Origin of the sequence: Streptomyces sp. HUAS ZL42 (genome assembly GCF_040782645.1) — a bacterium.
GTDB lineage: Bacteria > Actinomycetota > Actinomycetes > Streptomycetales > Streptomycetaceae > Streptomyces.
The window spans coordinates 7,584,254-7,600,612 of the sequence record NZ_CP160403.1; the positions used below are offsets into that span (position 1 = coordinate 7,584,254).

At 71.4% G+C, this 16,359-nt stretch carries 19 protein-coding genes; 12 read left to right on the forward strand and 7 right to left on the reverse strand.

All coding sequences use genetic code 11. The features are described from left to right. Positions 1 to 94 precede the first annotated feature (94 nt). Positions 95 to 1,525, forward strand: a complete 1,431-nt coding sequence (locus tag ABZO29_RS34555) for a hypothetical protein (protein ID WP_367324116.1) — start codon at positions 95 to 97, stop codon at positions 1,523 to 1,525. Between the two features lie 6 nt (positions 1,526 to 1,531). Here the strand turns inward: ABZO29_RS34555 and ABZO29_RS34560 are convergent, their stop codons facing one another. After that, complete coding sequence (locus ABZO29_RS34560) at positions 1,532 to 1,945, reverse strand: VOC family protein (protein WP_367324117.1); 414 nt, start codon at positions 1,943 to 1,945, stop codon at positions 1,532 to 1,534. 235 nt (positions 1,946 to 2,180) lie between these two features. Here ABZO29_RS34560 and ABZO29_RS34565 point away from each other — a divergent pair, with 235 nt between their 5' ends. The 3 genes from ABZO29_RS34565 (at position 2,181) to ABZO29_RS34575 (ending at position 5,299) form a co-directional block, all read left to right on the forward strand. Next, a complete protein-coding gene (locus ABZO29_RS34565) occupies positions 2,181 to 3,779 on the forward strand; it encodes an ABC-F family ATP-binding cassette domain-containing protein (protein WP_367324118.1) in 1,599 nt (532 codons plus the stop codon). 374 nt (positions 3,780 to 4,153) lie between these two features. Next, entirely contained in the window at positions 4,154 to 4,375 is a 222-nt protein-coding gene (locus ABZO29_RS34570; protein WP_004002281.1) for a helix-turn-helix domain-containing protein, read from the forward strand. 117 nt (positions 4,376 to 4,492) lie between these two features. Beyond that, positions 4,493 to 5,299 (forward strand): enoyl-CoA hydratase/isomerase family protein, encoded by an 807-nt coding sequence (locus ABZO29_RS34575; protein ID WP_367324119.1) that lies wholly within the window; start codon positions 4,493 to 4,495, stop codon positions 5,297 to 5,299. Between the two features lie 25 nt (positions 5,300 to 5,324). On the opposite strand, the gene ABZO29_RS34580 is transcribed toward ABZO29_RS34575, so the two are convergent. Further along, positions 5,325 to 6,047 (reverse strand): nucleopolyhedrovirus P10 family protein, encoded by a 723-nt coding sequence (locus tag ABZO29_RS34580; protein WP_367324120.1) that lies wholly within the window; start codon positions 6,045 to 6,047, stop codon positions 5,325 to 5,327. A gap of 89 nt (positions 6,048 to 6,136) precedes the next feature. Between ABZO29_RS34580 and ABZO29_RS34585 the strand changes: the two genes are divergently transcribed. The 5 genes from ABZO29_RS34585 to amaP are packed head-to-tail and all read left to right on the forward strand — an operon-like array spanning position 6,137 to position 8,472. Further along, positions 6,137 to 6,610 carry an Asp23/Gls24 family envelope stress response protein gene (locus ABZO29_RS34585; protein WP_367324121.1) on the forward strand — a complete coding sequence of 158 codons (474 nt, stop codon included), beginning with the start codon at positions 6,137 to 6,139 and terminating at the stop codon, positions 6,608 to 6,610. A 32-nt stretch (positions 6,611 to 6,642) separates the two neighbouring features. Further along, complete coding sequence (locus tag ABZO29_RS34590; RefSeq protein WP_367324122.1) at positions 6,643 to 6,825, forward strand: hypothetical protein; 183 nt, start codon at positions 6,643 to 6,645, stop codon at positions 6,823 to 6,825. Next, positions 6,822 to 7,205, forward strand: a complete 384-nt coding sequence (locus tag ABZO29_RS34595; RefSeq protein ID WP_367324123.1) for an Asp23/Gls24 family envelope stress response protein — start codon at positions 6,822 to 6,824, stop codon at positions 7,203 to 7,205. Before ABZO29_RS34590 ends, ABZO29_RS34595 begins: the two co-directional genes overlap by 4 nt. Continuing rightward, positions 7,202 to 7,888 (forward strand): DUF6286 domain-containing protein, encoded by a 687-nt coding sequence (locus ABZO29_RS34600; RefSeq protein WP_367324124.1) that lies wholly within the window; start codon positions 7,202 to 7,204, stop codon positions 7,886 to 7,888. Before ABZO29_RS34595 ends, ABZO29_RS34600 begins: the two co-directional genes overlap by 4 nt. Next, entirely contained in the window at positions 7,885 to 8,472 is a 588-nt protein-coding gene (amaP, locus tag ABZO29_RS34605; RefSeq protein ID WP_367324125.1) for an alkaline shock response membrane anchor protein AmaP, read from the forward strand. Before ABZO29_RS34600 ends, amaP begins: the two co-directional genes overlap by 4 nt. Before the next feature lie 6 nt (positions 8,473 to 8,478). On the opposite strand, the gene ABZO29_RS34610 is transcribed toward amaP, so the two are convergent. Genes ABZO29_RS34610 through ABZO29_RS34630 form a run of 5 tightly spaced genes read right to left on the reverse strand, consistent with a single transcriptional unit; the run spans position 8,479 to position 13,492 of the window. Then, positions 8,479 to 9,234 (reverse strand): SDR family oxidoreductase, encoded by a 756-nt coding sequence (locus ABZO29_RS34610; protein WP_367324126.1) that lies wholly within the window; start codon positions 9,232 to 9,234, stop codon positions 8,479 to 8,481. Positions 9,235 to 9,239: 5 nt separating this feature from the next. After that, on the reverse strand, positions 9,240 to 11,027 hold the full coding sequence (locus ABZO29_RS34615) for a glycoside hydrolase family 15 protein (RefSeq protein WP_367324127.1): 1,788 nt from the start codon (positions 11,025 to 11,027) through the stop codon (positions 9,240 to 9,242). A gap of 34 nt (positions 11,028 to 11,061) precedes the next feature. After that, positions 11,062 to 11,376, reverse strand: coding sequence for a hypothetical protein (locus ABZO29_RS34620; protein WP_367324128.1), 315 nt, complete (start codon positions 11,374 to 11,376; stop codon positions 11,062 to 11,064). Beyond that, positions 11,373 to 11,909 (reverse strand): sigma-70 family RNA polymerase sigma factor, encoded by a 537-nt coding sequence (locus tag ABZO29_RS34625; protein WP_367324129.1) that lies wholly within the window; start codon positions 11,907 to 11,909, stop codon positions 11,373 to 11,375. The genes ABZO29_RS34620 and ABZO29_RS34625 overlap by 4 nt, the downstream gene beginning before the upstream one ends. Positions 11,910 to 11,935: 26 nt before the next feature. Further along, entirely contained in the window at positions 11,936 to 13,492 is a 1,557-nt protein-coding gene (locus ABZO29_RS34630) for a sodium:solute symporter (RefSeq protein ID WP_367324130.1), read from the reverse strand. Positions 13,493 to 13,660: 168 nt separating this feature from the next. Between ABZO29_RS34630 and ABZO29_RS34635 the strand changes: the two genes are divergently transcribed. The 3 genes from ABZO29_RS34635 (at position 13,661) to ABZO29_RS34645 (ending at position 16,306) form a co-directional block, all read left to right on the forward strand. Beyond that, positions 13,661 to 13,879 (forward strand): DUF3311 domain-containing protein, encoded by a 219-nt coding sequence (locus ABZO29_RS34635; RefSeq protein ID WP_367324131.1) that lies wholly within the window; start codon positions 13,661 to 13,663, stop codon positions 13,877 to 13,879. Between the two features lie 73 nt (positions 13,880 to 13,952). Beyond that, positions 13,953 to 16,121, forward strand: coding sequence for a carbon starvation CstA family protein (locus tag ABZO29_RS34640; RefSeq protein WP_367324132.1), 2,169 nt, complete (start codon positions 13,953 to 13,955; stop codon positions 16,119 to 16,121). Then, complete coding sequence (locus tag ABZO29_RS34645; protein ID WP_367324133.1) at positions 16,118 to 16,306, forward strand: YbdD/YjiX family protein; 189 nt, start codon at positions 16,118 to 16,120, stop codon at positions 16,304 to 16,306. Before ABZO29_RS34640 ends, ABZO29_RS34645 begins: the two co-directional genes overlap by 4 nt. Positions 16,307 to 16,359 lie beyond the last annotated feature (53 nt).

Below are 16,359 nucleotides of genomic sequence, written 5' to 3' on the forward strand. Positions count from 1 at the left end.
CGAGCCGCCCGCAGGGCCCCGTGCGTTGGCCATCCCGTCGCCCCCCGTGACATTCCGTTTGGGTTTTCGGACCGTCAACCGGAAGACTGCACCCGTGACGTCCCGTATCCCGCGCGACTCCAGGCTTCGACTCGTCCGCCCGCGACCCCTGGCCGCCGCCCCCAGAGCTGTGAACCAGCGGCGCCAACGCCGCCCCGCGCCCCGCCCTCCGGAGGGCACACCGGCCCCCGCGGAGCTGGCCAGAATGGCGCGCTCCGGTCTGGCCGCCGCGGCCCGCGTCGCGCACTGGGCCGACGCCGCCCTCGGCCCCGGCCGCGACGGCGCCACCGCCGACGGCAAGGCCACCCTCTCCGACGCGAGCGCCGAACGGGCCGCCCGCGACCTGGGCCTGACCGCCACTCAGGTCCGCGCCGACTGGGACACCGCCCGCCTCGCCGGCCTCGTCGAGGTGCACGGCGACAGCGCCCGCCCCGGCTGGCGACTGCGCGCGTGGGACCGCGACGACAGCGCCGTACTGCGCGGCTGGGTCGCCCTCTTCGACGCCTGGTCGCTCGCCCACCCGGAAGCCGCCGACCACGAGCCCGCCGCCGTCGCCGAGGTCGTCTCGGCCATGCCCCAGGTGCTCTCGTTCCTCCAGCTGTCCGCCGGTCCCGTCCCCGTGGAGCAGCTCCTCGACCTGCTGCGGCAGCGGGTCACGGAACTGCGCACCGAGCGCTGCGAGATCCCGTACGGCCCCCAGCCCGTGACGACGGAGGCCGTCGCGCCCTCCCTCGTCGCCGAACCGGCCGAGTCGGCGACCGGCACCGCGCTCGCCCCCCTCCTCGACTGGGCCCTGCACGCGCTCGCCTCCGTCGGCGCCCTCACCTACGGGGACGGGCAGGCCACGCTCACCCCGCTCGGCAGCTGGGCGGTCTGGGTCAAGCTGGAGCAGATCTGCGTCGCCGCGCAGAGCCCCGCGGGGAACATCGAGCAGGCCGCCGAGGACATGCTCCGCGGCTGCGCCCAGCTGCGCCCCAACGCGGCCCGCGCCGAGTACCGCGCCTGGCTCGCCGCCCGCCCCGTCGGCAGCGCCGTCACCGAACTGCTCGACGCCGCCCGCGGCGAGGACGCCCTGCTGCGCGGCCTCGCCTTCGAGGCGCTGCGCGTCGTCGGCGCACCCGCCGAGCCCGACGTCCGCGCCGTCGTCGACGAGCCGGCGCTGCGCCCGTACGCCCTGCTGTGGCTGGCCGAGCACGACGGAGTCGACCCCGAGGACGCGCACGAGGTCCTCACCCGTGAAGAGGCCACGTGGCTGTGGGTGGACACCGCCGCGGCCGTCGCCGACCACGGCGAGGCCCCCATGCTCGTACGGCACCTGGAGTCCGCGCTGCAGCCCACCGTCCCCGCGCTGCTCGACGAGGTGCGCACCGTAGGCCACCCCCGCACCGTGCAGGTCCTGGTCGCCCTCGCCGCCGCCCACCCCGACCCCGCCCTGGCCAAGGCCGTACGCCGGGCGGCCTTCCAGGTGCACACCGGAGGCGTGTAGGAGCGGTCAGGCCCCCGTCTCAGGGGCGTACGTGCCGAAGCTCCAGATGTTGCCCTCGGCGTCCCGGGCCATGTAGTCCCGCGAGCCGTAGTCCTGGTCCGTCGGGGGCATCAGGATCTCCGCGCCGTGCTCCACGGCCCGCTGGTGGTGCGCGTCCACGTCGTCCACGACGATGTAGACCCCGGCCGGGCCCGCGTCCTTCATCGCGGTGTCGAAGACGCCGCCGCGGCCCTTCGAGCCGAGCATCACCGCGCCGTTGCCCTGCACCAGCTCGGCGTGCATCACCGAGCCGTCCTCCGTCTCGTACACCGACAGCTCGGTGAAGCCGAAGGCCTCCGTGAGCTGCTTGATCGCCGCCTTCGCGTCCTTGTACAGCAGCGTGGGGTAGATGCTCGGACGCCCGCCGTTCCTGCCCGCCATGCCGATCACTCCCTTGTGATCACTACCGGAACCAATCGCCTGCTGCCCAGTCTTGCAGCGACCACCGACAATGCGGTGACGCTCGTCGCACGACCCGGCCCGAACACCCGAACGCAGAAAAAGTGGTTGCACGGCACCGTTAGACTGGCCTCATGGCCATTCTCCTCGCGCATTAGACGGCGGGAACGTCCTCAGCCGCCCACCCGCCACCCAACATCCGCCCTGGAGTCTGTCCGTGATCTCCGCCTCCGGTATCGAGCTGCGCGCCGGTGCCCGCGTCCTCATCGAAAACGCCTCCTTCCGTGTCGCCAAGGGCGACCGCATCGGCCTGGTCGGCCGCAACGGAGCAGGCAAGACGACCCTCACCAAGTGCCTCGCCGGCGAGGGCATCCCCGCCGCCGGCCAGATCACCCGTTCCGGCGAGGTCGGCTACCTCCCGCAGGACCCCCGCACCGGCGACCTCGACGTCCTGGCTCGCGACCGCGTCCTCTCCGCCCGCGGTCTCGACGTACTGATCCGCAAGATGCGCGACAACGAACAGCGCATCGCCACCGGCAAGGGCGCCACCCGCGACAAGGCGATGAAGCAGTACGAGCGCCAGGAGACCGAGTTCCTCACCAAGGGCGGGTACGCCGCCGAGGCCGAGGCCGCCACCATCGCCGCCGCGCTCAACCTGCCCGACCGGGTGCTCAGCCAGCCGCTGCACACGCTCTCCGGCGGTCAGCGCCGCCGTATCGAGCTGGCCCGCATCCTGTTCTCGGACGCGGACACCCTGCTGCTCGACGAGCCGACGAACCACCTCGACGCCGACTCGATCATCTGGCTGCGCGACTACCTGAAGACCTACCGCGGCGGTTTCATCGTCATCTCGCACGACGTCGACCTGGTCGACACGGTCGTCAACAAGGTGTTCTACCTGGACGCCAACCGGGCCGCGATCGACATCTACAACATGGGCTGGAAGCTCTACCAGCAGCAGCGCGAGGCCGACGAGAAGCGCCGCAAGCGCGAGCGTGCCAATGCCGAGAAGAAGGCCGCCGCGCTCAACGCCCAGGCCGACAAGATGCGCGCCAAGGCCACCAAGACGGTCGCCGCGCAGAACATGGCCCGGAGGGCGGACAAGCTGCTGGCCGGCCTGGAGGCGGTCCGCCAGTCCGACAAGGTGGCCAAGCTCCGCTTCCCGGAGCCCGCCCCGTGCGGCAAGACCCCGCTGATGGCCGAGGGCCTGTCGAAGTCGTACGGCTCGCTGGAGATCTTCACCGACGTCGACCTGGCCATCGACAAGGGCTCGCGGGTCGTCATCCTCGGCCTCAACGGCGCCGGCAAGACCACCCTGCTGCGGCTCCTCGCGGGCGTCGAGCAGCCGGACACCGGCGCGGTCGTCCCCGGCCACGGCCTCAAGCTCGGCTACTACGCCCAGGAGCACGAGACCCTGGACCCCGACCGCACGGTCCTGGAGAACATGCGCTCCGCGGCCCCGGACATGGACCTCGTGGAGGTCCGCAAGGTGCTGGGTTCGTTCCTGTTCTCCGGCGACGACGTCGACAAGCCGGCCGGAGTCCTCTCCGGCGGCGAGAAGACCCGACTGGCCCTCGCGACCCTCGTCGTCAGTTCCGCGAACGTGCTCCTCCTCGACGAGCCGACCAACAACCTCGACCCGGCCAGCCGCGAGGAGATCCTCGGCGCGCTGCGCACCTACAAGGGCGCGGTCGTCCTCGTCACGCACGACGAGGGCGCGGTCGAGGCGCTGCAGCCGGAGCGGATCATCCTGCTGCCTGACGGCGTCGAGGACCTGTGGGGCGCCGACTACGCGGACCTCGTCACCCTGGCATGACCCGCCCGCCTGACCCGGCGGACGGTCACGATCGCTTGATCGAATACGTGATCCACTGCGTATGGATCATTCGGCCCATCGGTGATCCATCATCTGTGTGAGATCTCCTCGTATCGAGGTGTGTCCTACAACGATTTCGCGGCCGATCCCTCCGCCGGTGAGGGATCGGCCGTCGCGCGTCTCTGACCTGGTACTTCGCGGAAGAACCCGTTCGGCCGTACGGACGCCATCGTTTGGAATCACTGATTCCGCTTGTGGGGATGTGCTCCTGTCGTCAAAAGCCTGTCTCACGGACCTTGCCGAATGGGTGGCCATGAAGCCCCGGAGGGGTGATCATGAGGGGACCAGAGCGCACTTCCCATGAGGAGGCACGGGTGGCCGAGACTCTGAAGAAGGGCAGCCGGGTGACCGGCGCCGCGCGCGACAAGCTCGCGGCAGACCTGAAGAAGAAGTACGACTCCGGTGCGAGCATCCGGGCACTGGCCGAAGAAACCGGCCGCTCGTATGGCTTCGTACACCGGATGCTCAGTGAGTCGGGCGTCACGCTGCGTGGGCGTGGCGGGGCAACGCGGGGCAAGAAGGCCGCTTCGTCCTGACCCCGGGCGGCCCATCGGCTTCGATGGTGGCCACCCGGTCGGTTGTCCGATCGGCCGGGTGGTTACTGTGCAGTCACTTAGCTTTGCTCTGCTGACCGCACTCATCGGAGGCGCCCCATGTCCACGCCCGACCAGGACGTCGTTACCCCCCTGCTCGACAAGGACGGCGTACGGCTCACCGTCGACGACGCACTCGCCACGGTGACGCTGACCAGCCCGGCCAAGCGCAACGCGCAGAGCCCCGCGATGTGGCGTGCGCTCGCCGAGGCCGGTCGGTTGCTGCCGGGCTCCGTCCGGGTCGTCGTGCTGCGTGGCGAGGGCAAGTCCTTCTCCGCAGGGCTCGACCGCCAGATGTTCACGCCGGAGGGGATCGAGGGCGAACCGTCCTTCATCGACCTCGCGCGCAGCAGCGACGGGGAACTGGACGCTGCCATCGCCGAGTTCCAGGAGGGCTTCACCTGGTGGCGGCGCAACGACATCGTGTCCATCGCCGCGGTGCAGGGACATGCCATCGGGGCGGGGTTCCAGCTCGCCCTCGCGTGTGATGTGCGCGTCGTCGCGGACGACGTGCAGTTCGCCATGCGCGAGACCAGCCTCGGGCTGGTGCCGGACCTCACGGGCACGCATCCGCTGGTTTCGCTGGTCGGATACGGGCGCGCGGCCGAGATCTGCCTGACAGGGCGGTTCGTCGCGGCCGAGGAAGCGGTGAGCTCCGGGCTGGCGAGCCTTTCGGTGCCGGTGGAGGAACTGGACGGCGCGGTGCGGGATCTGGCCGCGGCGGTCCTGGCCGCGCCTCGGGACGCGGTGATCGAGACCAAGGCCCTGTTGCGTGGGGCTGCGGATCGTACGTATGACGAGCAGCGTGCCGCGGAGCGGGCCGCGCAGGCGCGGCGGCTCCGGGACCTGGCCGGCGTCGGCGAATGAGCCGTGCGCCGACCGGTACTGCTCTTCAACTCACCGTCGTGACCAGTACCGCCACCGTCGGGTGATCCGGTAGCGCCTCCGACACCGCGGCGCGGACTTCGCGGGCCACGTCCACCGCACGATGGCCCGCGCGGACCGCGATCTCCACGCGCGCGTGGCGGTGCGGCAGGGCTGTTTCCCCGCGGCGTTCCTCGAGGTGCACCGCACGGCCCAGGCCGCCCAGTGTGCCTGTCAGACGGGACACGCCGGGGACGCCCAGAGCGGCCGCGGCCGCTCGGCTCTCGGCGCTGTCCACGGTGGCCGCGGCCGTCGGCGGCTCGGGCGGACGGACGACCGCAGGCTCCGGTTCCTCGTCCAGCAAGGCCGTCACCCGGAGATCCACCTCCGTCACCGTCAGGCCCAGATCCTCCGCCGCGGCCGTCGCCAGAATCGCCCTCAACCGGGACGCCGTCGCCGGCAGGGGCCCGGACGGTGCGGCCGCGAAGTCCGCCGTCACCCGCAGCGGGCCGGGCGGCAGGCCGCTCGGAGGCGGTGGTACGGCGGGTTCGTCCGTGTCCTCAGGGGCCGCCGCGGCGATCCGGAGCGTGCCCAGGCGCACCTCCGGGAGGTCCCGGGAGGCCGCCAGGCGCAGCACCGCCTCCGCCGCTCTCTCCGTGATCCACGCGCCGTCGCGCGGCCCGCCCAGGGGCAGGAGTCTGCCCAGGCCCAGTTGATGCCGTACCGTCTGCGTCCACCCGTCCACCGTCATTCCTCCAGCCTGCCGCATCCCCGGAGCGCACCGCGGCATCCGCGCTTACCTTGGTCGAAGGGGACTACGACCGAAAAGGACGTACGGCGATGACCGAGATGACGGAACAGAACCGGACGCAGGGCGCAGAACCTACGGTCCAGGCACGCAAGGTCACCCAACGGGGCGGCGGGGATCCGGCGGCCCGGGGCCGGACGACCATTGCCGACGGTGTCGTCGAGAAGATCGCCGGTATGGCGGCCCGGGACGTCCCGGGTGTGCATGCCATGGGCAGCGGACTGTCGCGCACCTTCGGAGCCGTTCGGGACCGGGTGCCCGGCGGATCGAAGTCCGTGACGCGCGGGGTCAAGGCCGAAGTCGGCGAGGTGCAGACCGCGCTCGACCTGGAGATCGTCGTCGACTACGGCGTGTCGATCTCCGATGTCGCAGGAGACGTGCGGGAGAACGTCATCGCGGCGGTGGAACGGATGACCGGACTCGAAGTGGTCGAGGTCAACATCGACGTGAGTGATGTGAAGCTGCCGGAGGAAGAGGAAGAGGAGCCGGAGCGTCGGATCCAGTGACCGGACGACGGCACCGCTGAGGGGAGCGCACCATGAGCATGGCCGTGGTCGGCATGATCGCCGGAATGGCGCTGGGCTTCGCCGGGTACTTCGGCGGGTTCGGAGCCTTCCTGCTGGTGGCTGCCCTGGGCGCCATCGGGTTCGTCGTCGGCCGGTTCCTCGAGGGGGACCTCGAACTCGGCGACTTCTTCCGCACGCGTGAACGGCGGCGGTGACGTCCGTGAGCGAAGGGGCCGGTGCGCTCGGCGGCCGTCTGGCCGTCGTTCCGCCGGGTGAGCGCGGCGCCACCCGGATCGCCGACCGGGTCGTCGCGAAGATCGCCTCGCAGGCGGCGCGTGAGGCGGTCGGCGCGCTGCCGCGGGACGCCGCGCGCCCGCACGCCAACGTCGTCGTCCACCACGACGCCGTCCACGTCCGCGTCCACCTCGAGCTCGGTTACCCGACCGACATCGGCGCGCGCTGCCGTCAGGTGCGTCGACATGTCACCGAGCGGGTAGGCGCGTTGGTGGGAATGCAGGTTCCGGAGGTCTCCGTCCACGTGGAACGGCTGTATCCGGTACCGGCACACGGCGTGGCACAGGGGAGGACGCCATGAGCGAGCCCCAGGGCTCCGAGGGCACCACACAGCGACTACCGGTCATCGAGAAGGACACCGAGACCGACGCCGGACTCGACCAGTCGGCGTCCGCGGCGTCGTACGAGCCCCTGCCCCCGGGCGTCAAGGGCGAGGACGGCGGCGGTCACCGCTTCTGGTCGGCGCGCCGCGTCCCGGCGGGCATCGTCGCGCTGCTGCTTCTTGTCGTCGCGGGCGCCTTCCTCTATGACATCGCCGCCGTGCGCGCCGGCCGGCGCGCCCTGAGCTGGCGCAGGGAACTGGCCCGGCAACTCGCCGAGCGGCCCCTCGACGACATCTGGGTCCTGGTCGGCGCGGGCGTCGCCGCCGCCCTCGGCCTCTGGCTGATCGTGCTCGCCGCCACGCCCGGCCTGCGGGACGTCCTGCCGATGCACCGCACGCACCCCGACGTGCGCGCCGGACTGCACCGGGGCGCGGCCGCGCTGGTGCTGCGCGACCGGGCGATGGAGGTGTCCGGCGTGCAGTCGGCGCGGGTGCGGATGGGCCGCAGACGCGCCGACGTCCGCGCGGTCTCGCACTTCCGTGAACTGGACGACGTACGCGCCGATCTGGACGCCGTGCTCGCCGAGGCGATCCGGGGGCTGGGCCTCGCCCGGCCGCCCGCGCTGTCGGTGCATGTGCGCCGGCCCGGACGGAAGGGGTGAGGGCGGTGCTCAGGACCGTCAACCGTGTGCTGCTCGGGGTCGTCGGCCTGGTGCTGGTCGTGCTGGGCGGATCCGTGCTGGCAGTCGGCCTGGACGCTCCGGCGCCCTCCTGGTGGATCCACGACGGGCCGCACGACGTGCTGCTCAGCGACGCCGAGCGGACCCGCTGGCGTGACACCGACTGGTGGTGGGCGACCGTCATCGCGGTGCTCGCGGTTGTCGTCCTGCTCGCCCTGTGGTGGCTGACCGCGGCACTGCGCCGGCGCCGCCTCGCCGAGGTACTCGTCGACACCGGCGACGGCGCCGGTGCGCTGCTGCGCGGCCGGGCCCTGGAGGGCGTCCTCGCCGGCGATGCGAGCGACCTGGACGGCGTGGCCCGCGCCCACGTCCACCTCACCGGCCGCCGCAGCGCCCCGGAGGCACGGGTACGGCTCCTGCTCGAACCCCACGTCGACCCGGCCACGGCACTCCACCACCTGACCACCCAGTCCCTGACCCACGCCCGCAATTCGGCGGGCCTGGAGTCACTTCCGGCGGAGGTCCGGCTGAAGGCCGCCAAGCATGGTGCGGAAAGGGTCAGTTGAGGCGCCTCAGAACCCGTGCCGCATGCCCCCGTCGACGGGCACCATGACCCCCGTCAAATAGGAAGCTGCCGGAGACAGCAGAAACGCAGCCGTCCTCCCGAACTCCTCGGGCGTCCCGTAACGCCGCAGGGGGATACGGGATTCGTTGGCCGCACGCGTGGCCTCGGGGTCGGCGGACAAGCCGTCCAGCTCCCGCACCCGATCCGTGTCGATACGAGCCGGCAGCAGCCCCACGACCCGAATCCCCCGCGGCCCCAGCTCGTCCGCGAGGGACTTGGCGAACCCGGCGAGACCGGGCCGCAGGCCGTTGGAGATCGTCAGCCCCGGAATCGGCTCGTGCACGGAACCGGAAAGCACGAACCCGATGACACCGCCCGCCTCCAACTCCGCGGTCGCTGCCCGGGCGATCCGTACGGCCCCGAGGAACACCGACTCGAACGCCGCCTGCCACTGTTCGTCCGTGTTGTCCGCGACGAACCCCGGCGGCGGCCCGCCGACGCTGACGAGAACCCCGTCGAGAGCACCGAAGTGCTCGCGCGCCGCCGCGATCAGCCGCGCGGGTGCGTCCCCGTCGCCGTTGTCGATGGCCACACCGGCCGCGTTGGGCCCCAGTTCGGCCGCCGCGTCGGCGACCCGCTTCTCGTCCCGCCCCGATATGACCACCTTCGCGCCGTCGGCGACGAGCTCGCGCGCGGCGGCGTTGCCGAGTCCCCGGGTGGCTCCGGTGACGACGTACACCCGGTCCTTCAGTCCAAGATCCATGGCTCCTATCCTGCCCCCTCGGTCCCGAACAGGGCGAGGGCGGTGTTCACCAGGCCGATGTGGCTGAAGGCCTGCGGGAAGTTGCCGAGCTGGCGTTCGGCCACGGGGTCGTACTCCTCGGACAGGAGGCCTACGTCGTTGGTGAGGTTCACCAGCCGGTCGAACAGCTCGCGTGCCTCGTCGGCACGGCCCGTCATGTGCAGTGCCTGCGCGAGCCAGAACGAGCAGGCCAGGAAGGTGCCCTCGTCGCCGGGCAGTCCGTCGACGGTCGTCTCGTCGGTGCTGTAGCGGCGCAGGAAGCCGCCGTGGTCCAACTCCCCGCGGATCGCGTCGACGGTTCCGATGACGCGCGGGTCGTCGGGCGGCAGGAAGCCGACGCGGGGAATGAGCAGGAGGGAGGCGTCGAGCTCGCGTGAACCGTAGTACTGGGTGAAGGTGCCCCGCTCGGCGTCGTAGCCCTTCTCGCACACCTCGCGGTGCACGTCGTCGCGCATCTCCCGCCAGCCGTCCAGGTCACCCTTCAGCTCCGGGTTGTTCTCCAGCGCGCGCACCGCCCGGTCGGCGGCCACCCACACCATCACCTTCGAGTGCACGAAGTGGCGCCGGCCGCCGCGCACCTCCCACAGCCCCTCGTCCGGCTGCCGCCACTCCGAGCGCAGCCAGTCCATCACGGTGGCCTGGATGGACCACATGTGCGGCTTGGTGGACAGACCCGAACGACGCGCCAGCGACAGCGAGTCCATGACCTCGCCGTACACGTCCAGCTGCAGCTGGTTCACGGCCTCGTTGCCGATGCGTACGGGCCTGGAGCCGACGTGGCCCGACAGCCACGGCACCTCGAACTCGGGCAGCCGGCGCTCGCCCGCCACCGAGTACATGATCTGCAGGTCCGCCGGGTCGCCCGCGACCGCGCGCAAAAGCCAGTCGCGCCATGCCTCGGCCTCCTCGTGGTAGCCGCAGCTGAGGAGTGCGTTCAGGGTGAGGGTGGAGTCGCGCAGCCAGCAGTAGCGGTAGTCCCAGTTGCGCACGCCGCCGAGTTCCTCGGGCAGGGAGGTCGTGGGCGCCGCGACGATGCCGCCCGTCGGGGCATAGGTGAGGGCCTTGAGGGTGATGAGGGAGCGCACGACGGCGTCCCGGTGCGGGCCGTCGTAGCGGCAGCTGCTCGCCCACTTCTGCCAGTCCGCGACGCTGCTGCGCAGCGCCTTGTGCGGGTCGACGAGCGGTGGGCGGGGCTCGTGGGAGGGGTGCCAGGTCAGGACGAACGCGACCTTCTCGCCCTGCTCGACGGTGAACTCCGAGCGGGTGCTGAAGTCCTCGCCCCAGGTGTCCACCGCGGGTTCGCTGCGCAGCCAGACCGAGTCCGGGCCCGCGATCGCCACCCGGTGGCCGTCGGACCTGCGCATCCACGGCATGATGGAGCCGTAGTCGAAGCGGAGCCGGATCGTGCTGTGCACCGTGACGCGCCCGGCGAGGCCCTCCACGATGCGGACGAGGTCGGGGGCGCGGTCGCGCTGGGGCATCAGGTCCGTGACGCGGACCGTGCCCTCGGCGGTCTCCCAGTCGGTGTCCAGGACGAGAGTGCCGGGGCGGTAGGCGCGCCGCGTGCAGTGACCCTCTGCCCCCTTGGGGGCGATCCTCCAGTGGCCGTTGTCCGTGTCGCCGAGCAACCGGGCGAAACAGGCGGCCGAGTCGAAGCGGGGGAGACACAGCCAGTCGACGGAACCGTCCCTGCCGACCAGGGCGGCCGTCTGTTCGTCTCCGATGAGCGCGTAGTCCTCGATGCGCGGGTGCACGCAGTTCCGGGTTCCCGGTGGGCCCGGAAGGCAATCAGGGCATCGGCCGGGGGAGTGACGGACCGGCGACGGCGGAGCCCGTTCCCGAGAAGATCACCCCCGGATCCGCCGGGGCCTGGTTGAGGACCCACAGACCGATCAGCGTGGCCAGGGCGAACACGACCGCGATGAGGACGGCGAGGACGAGCCTCCGGCGGCGTTCCCGGCGCAGCCACTCCCCGCGTGCCGTGCGGTAGGCGTCGGGAGCGGCCTGCACGCCGCCCGCCAGCGCGGCGAGGGCCTCCCGCAGCTCTCGCTCCGTGCGGTCCGGACTGGTGCCATGCGACGGAGTCACATCTCGATGCGTCATCGCCGGGCCTCCATCGCCTGGGTCAGTGCGGCGAGGCCGCGCGCCGTGTGGGTCTTGACTGATCCGCAGGAGATCCCCATCGCTGCGGCGATCTCGCTCTCCTTCAGGCCGAGCCAGTGCCGCAGCACCAGCGCCTCGCGCTGCCGGGCCGGCAGCTGCTGGAGCGCGTCGATCAGCACCCGCTGGTCGTCGTGCAGGAGCGCGGTGCTCTCGGCGGAGGCGACGAGCTCGTCCCTGGGCTTCTCCTCGTGCCGGCGGGCCACTTGGAGGTGACGTATCCGCATCCGTGTCAGATTGCAGACGGTGGACCTCAGATAGGCCTCCGCCGCCTCGGTCTCCCGCAGTCGCCGCCACTTCCGGTAGATCTGGTAGTAGGCCTCGGCGACCACGTTCTCCGGGTCGTCGGCGCCGAGCAGTACGGCGAGGCGCAGCATCGAGGCGTAGTGCAGCTCGAACAGGCGGGCGAGGGCGGCCTCCCGCTCCAGGTCGGCCGGGTCGCTCACCGCAGGTGTGAGCGCGGCCGGCCGAGGCATCGGTACAGGGGCGCTGGATGCGCGTCTCACGGTTTGTTCGCTCCCGTCTCCGGGCGCCACCTCACGGTCAGGCGCGGCGGCAGGTCGGTCAGATCGGTGCCGCGCGGGACACCGAGGCGTTCCAGGGCCGCGGTCCCGGCCACGGTGACGATCAGGTTGAGGGCAAGGGCGGCGAGCCCGGCGTAGATGTCCAGAGGTCCGAAGCCCAGGCCCACGATGGACGAGAACCCCTCGCGCACCACCATGAAGGTCCCGGCCACCATGCCCACACCCCATCCGGCGAGCAGGGCCCGCGGATGCAGCCGGCCGGTGAACAGCCCCACGGCCACCGCAGGGAAGATCTGCAGGATCCAGACCCCGCCGAGGAGCTGGAGGTTGATGGCGTCCTGGTCGCGCAGCCCGAACACGAACGCCACCGCGCCCACCTTGGCGGTGAGCGACACGGTCTTGGCGATGCGCACCTGCCGCTTGGGCGTGGCGGTGGGGTGGACGTACTCGACGTACACGTTGCGGACGAAGCTGGTGGCGGCCGCGATCGACATCACGGCGGCGGGTACCAGGGCCCCCACGGTGATCGCGCCGAACACCAGCCCGGCCAGCGGCCCCGGCATCAGCCGGTCCACCAGCATCGGCACGGCCGCCTCGGCACCGCCCTCCGGCGCCCGCACCCCGGCCGCGAGCGCCGCGATGCCGAGGAAGCCGAACAGGGCGAGCAGCCCGGTCCACGCGGGCAGCGACACGGCGGTCTTGCGCAGGGTGCGCGGGCCGTCGGCGGCGAAACCGGCGGTCAGCACGTGCGGGTACATCAGCAGGGCCAGCGCGCTGCCGAGGGCGAGGGTGGCGTAGGCGGGCTGCTGGGCGGGGGAGAGGAGCAGGGGCGAATGGGCCGCGTCCGTGCCGCCGAGCCGCCGCGCCGCCCCGTCGAAGACCTGGCCGGGGCCGCCGAACCGCTCCAGGACCAGCCAGCACACGGCGGTGAGCGAGACGAAGACGGCGACCGCCTTGAGCGCGGAGATGACGGCGGGGGCGCGCAGCCCGTGCCGGTAGGTCGCCACCGCGAGCCCCGCGAACAGCGCCACCATCACCAGATCGCCGGTCGCGCCCCGCGGATACAGGCCACCGGCCGTGAGCACCGCCCTTATGCCGAGCAGCTGCAGCGCCAGATACGGCATCGTCGCGAGGATCCCGGTCAGCGCGACCACCAGGGCCAGCGGCGGCGAGCCGTACCGGCCGCGCACGAAGTCTGCGGCGGTGACGTAGCCGTGCCGGTGGGCCACGGACCAGAGGCGGCTCAGCAGGACGAAGGCGATCGGGCAGACGATCACCGTGTACGGCACCGCGAAGAAGGCGGGCGCACCGTTGCCGTACGCCAGTCCCGGTACGGCGGTGAAGGTGTACGCGGTGAAGATCGTGCCGCCGAGCAGCAGCCAGGTCCAGACGGGGCCGAGGCTGCGGTCGGCCAGCGCCCAGCCCTCCAGTGCGGGCAGCCGGTCGCTGGGGCGCAGGCGGCGCGCGGTCACGGCGAGCAGCGACGCTCCGCCGATCACGGCGAGGAACGTCGCTGTCATGGCGCCATCGGCCATGGGTCACCGTCCTTGGTGTGCCTGTGCCCTCGCAGCAGAGTTGCGCGAGGCGCCCGTCCGGAGGACACGGAACCGGCGGGAAATTTCCTGGAAATTCGTTGTCAACCGGATCCGGCGGGTGGGCAACTCTTGCACAGACCCACAGCGAGCGGGAGAGGAGTGCAGGTCATGGCACGAACCGGTCATCACCGGCTACGGCGCGTCGCGATCGCCGTACTGCTTCTCGCGCCCGCCGCGGGACTGCTGTGGGTCCCCTGGTACGCCGGCGCGAGTCCGCGGCTGGCCGGGACGCCGTTCTTCTACTGGTACCAGCTCGCCTGGGTGCCGGGGTGCGGCCTCTGCCTGCTTGCCGCCTACGCGCTGACGGACCGACATCGCCGCCGCTGATCCTCTTCTGATTCACGCGCACTTCTCTGATCGACGCGCACTTCTTGTCACACCGCCCCGGTGAGGAGCCGCCATGCCTGCATCCGCCATGCCCGAATCCGCTCTGCCGAGCCCAGAAGGGCCGCCGTCCCCGCGGTCCCGAATGACACCCCGCTCGATCCTGACGTGGAGCGCGGTCGCCGTGGCCGGCGCGATCGGCTGGGCCGTGCTCGCCCTGTCCCGGGGCGAGGAGATCTCGGCCGTCTGGCTGGTCGTCGCGGCCCTCGGCTCGTATGCGATCGCCTACCGCTTCTATTCGCGCTTCATCGCCCGCCGGGTCCTCCAGGTCGACGACAGCCGCGCCACTCCCGCCGAACGCCTGGAGGACGGCGTCGATTACCACCCCACCGACAAGCGGGTGCTCTTCGGCCACCACTTCGCGGCCATCGCCGGAGCGGGACCTCTGGTCGGCCCGGTCCTGGCAGCCCAGATGGGCTACCTGCCGGGCACCATCTGGATCATCGCGGGCGTGATCTTCGGCGGGGCGGTGCAGGACATGGTGGTCCTGTTCCTCTCCATGCGCCGGGACGGCAAGAGCCTGGGCCAGATGGCCCGTGACGAGATCGGCAAGGTGGGCGGCGCCGCCGCTCTGATCGGCGTCTTCGCCATCATGATCATCCTGCTCGCGGTTCTGGCGATGGTCGTCGTCAACGCGCTGGCCGAGTCCGCGTGGGGCACCTTCTCGGTCAGCATGACCATCCCCATCGCCCTCTTCATGGGCTTCTACCTGCGCTACCTGCGGCCGGGCCGGGTCGTGGAGACCAGCTTCATCGGTGTGGCGCTCCTGCTCCTCGCCATCCTCGGCGGTGGCTGGATCCAGGACTCCTCGCTCGCCGAGTACTTCGTCTGGAGCCCGGAGACCCTGGTCTTCTGCCTGGTCGGCTACGGCTTCGTCGCCTCCGTGCTGCCCGTGTGGATGCTGCTGGCCCCCCGCGACTACCTCTCCACCTTCATGAAGGTCGGCACCATCGCCCTGATGGCCGTCGGCGTGGTGATCGCCGCCCCGCACCTCAAGGCCGAGTCGGTGACCGACTTCGCCTCCAACGGCGCCGGACCGGTGTTCGCCGGGTCGCTGTTCCCGTTCCTGTTCATCACCATCGCCTGCGGAGCCCTGTCCGGCTTCCACGCCCTGGTCTCCTCCGGCACCACTCCGAAGCTGATCCAGAAGGAGTCCCAGGTCCGGATGATCGGCTACGGCTCCATGCTCACGGAGTCCTTCGTCGCCGTCATGGCGCTGATCGCCGCCTGTGTGCTCGAACCGGGCCTGTTCTACGCGATGAACTCCCCGGCCGCGCTGCTCGGCCCGTCCGTCGACAGCGCCGCCGAAGCGGTGAAGAACCTCGGTTTCACCATCACCCCGGACCAGCTCACGGCGGCGGCCAAGGCCGTCGAGGAACAGACGCTGGTGGGCCGCTCCGGCGGTGCGCCCACGCTGGCCGTGGGGATGTCCGAGATCTTCTCCGGCGTGATCGGCGGCGCCGGGCTGAAGGCCTTCTGGTACCACTTCGCGATCATGTTCGAGGCGCTGTTCATCCTCACCACGGTGGACGCCGGTACCCGGGTCGGCCGCTTCATGCTCCAGGACATGCTCGGCAACGTGTGGAAGCCGATCGGCCGGGTCACCTGGAAGCCGGGCATCTGGATCACCAGCGCCCTGGTCGTCGGAGCCTGGGGATACTTCCTCTACGCCGGTGTCACCGACCCGCTGGGCGGCATCAAGCAGCTGTTCCCGCTGTTCGGCATCGCCAACCAGCTGCTGGCCGCGGTGGCCCTGGCCGTCACCACCACCGTGCTGATCAAGTCCGGCAAGCTGCGCTGGGCGTGGGTCACCGGCATCCCGCTGGTCTGGGACGTGGCCGTCACCTTCACCGCCGGCTGGCAGAAGATCTTCTCCGACGACCCGAAGATCGGCTTCTTCGCCCTGCGGGACAAGTACGCCCAGGCCATCGACAGCGGCCAGCTCCTGCCGGGAGCCACCGACATGGACGACATGCACACCATCGTGGTCAACAACACGGTCGACGGTGTGATCATGGCCGTCTTCCTGTTGCTGGTCCTGACGGTCCTGGTCAACTGCGCGGTCGTGTGCGTCCGCGCCGTACGCGCCACGCAGCCGCTGCCGACGACCGAGGCACCGTACGTCGAGTCCCGCATCGACGTGCCGGCGCAGCGCAGCGAACCCCTGGCGGAGGTCCGGGCATGAGGGCCGCCCGCTGGGCCCGGGCCGTGCGCTGGTACCTGCGGGAGCTGACGGGGGAGGCGGAGTACGACCGCTACTGCGAGCGGCACCGACGCCACCACCCCCTCGCACCGGTACCGACCCCGCGCGAGTACCACGTGATGCGGACCGTGCACCGGGAAACCCACCCGCAAGGCCGCTGCTGCTGACACCGGCAGCGAGAACCGCGGGGCGGGCGCGCCGGCCGGGCTCTGACCGGCGC

Bases quoted from the DNA above. Each gene is read 5' to 3' on its own strand.
- ABZO29_RS34560 (WP_367324117.1), bottom strand. From the start codon at position 1,945: ATGGCGGGCAGGAACGGCGGGCGTCCGAGCATCTACCCCACGCTGCTG.
- ABZO29_RS34575 (WP_367324119.1), top strand. From the start codon at position 4,493: ATGTCCACGCCCGACCAGGACGTCGTTACCCCCCTGCTCGACAAGGAC.
- ABZO29_RS34580 (WP_367324120.1), bottom strand. From the start codon at position 6,047: ATGACGGTGGACGGGTGGACGCAGACGGTACGGCATCAACTGGGCCTG.
- ABZO29_RS34585 (WP_367324121.1), top strand. From the start codon at position 6,137: ATGACCGAGATGACGGAACAGAACCGGACGCAGGGCGCAGAACCTACG.
- ABZO29_RS34590 (WP_367324122.1), top strand. From the start codon at position 6,643: ATGAGCATGGCCGTGGTCGGCATGATCGCCGGAATGGCGCTGGGCTTC.
- ABZO29_RS34600 (WP_367324124.1), top strand. From the start codon at position 7,202: ATGAGCGAGCCCCAGGGCTCCGAGGGCACCACACAGCGACTACCGGTC.
- ABZO29_RS34610 (WP_367324126.1), bottom strand. From the start codon at position 9,234: ATGGATCTTGGACTGAAGGACCGGGTGTACGTCGTCACCGGAGCCACC.
- ABZO29_RS34620 (WP_367324128.1), bottom strand. From the start codon at position 11,376: ATGACGCATCGAGATGTGACTCCGTCGCATGGCACCAGTCCGGACCGC.
- ABZO29_RS34625 (WP_367324129.1), bottom strand. From the start codon at position 11,909: ATGCCTCGGCCGGCCGCGCTCACACCTGCGGTGAGCGACCCGGCCGAC.
- ABZO29_RS34630 (WP_367324130.1), bottom strand. From the start codon at position 13,492: ATGGCCGATGGCGCCATGACAGCGACGTTCCTCGCCGTGATCGGCGGA.
- ABZO29_RS34635 (WP_367324131.1), top strand. From the start codon at position 13,661: ATGGCACGAACCGGTCATCACCGGCTACGGCGCGTCGCGATCGCCGTA.
- ABZO29_RS34640 (WP_367324132.1), top strand. From the start codon at position 13,953: ATGCCTGCATCCGCCATGCCCGAATCCGCTCTGCCGAGCCCAGAAGGG.
- ABZO29_RS34645 (WP_367324133.1), top strand. From the start codon at position 16,118: ATGAGGGCCGCCCGCTGGGCCCGGGCCGTGCGCTGGTACCTGCGGGAG.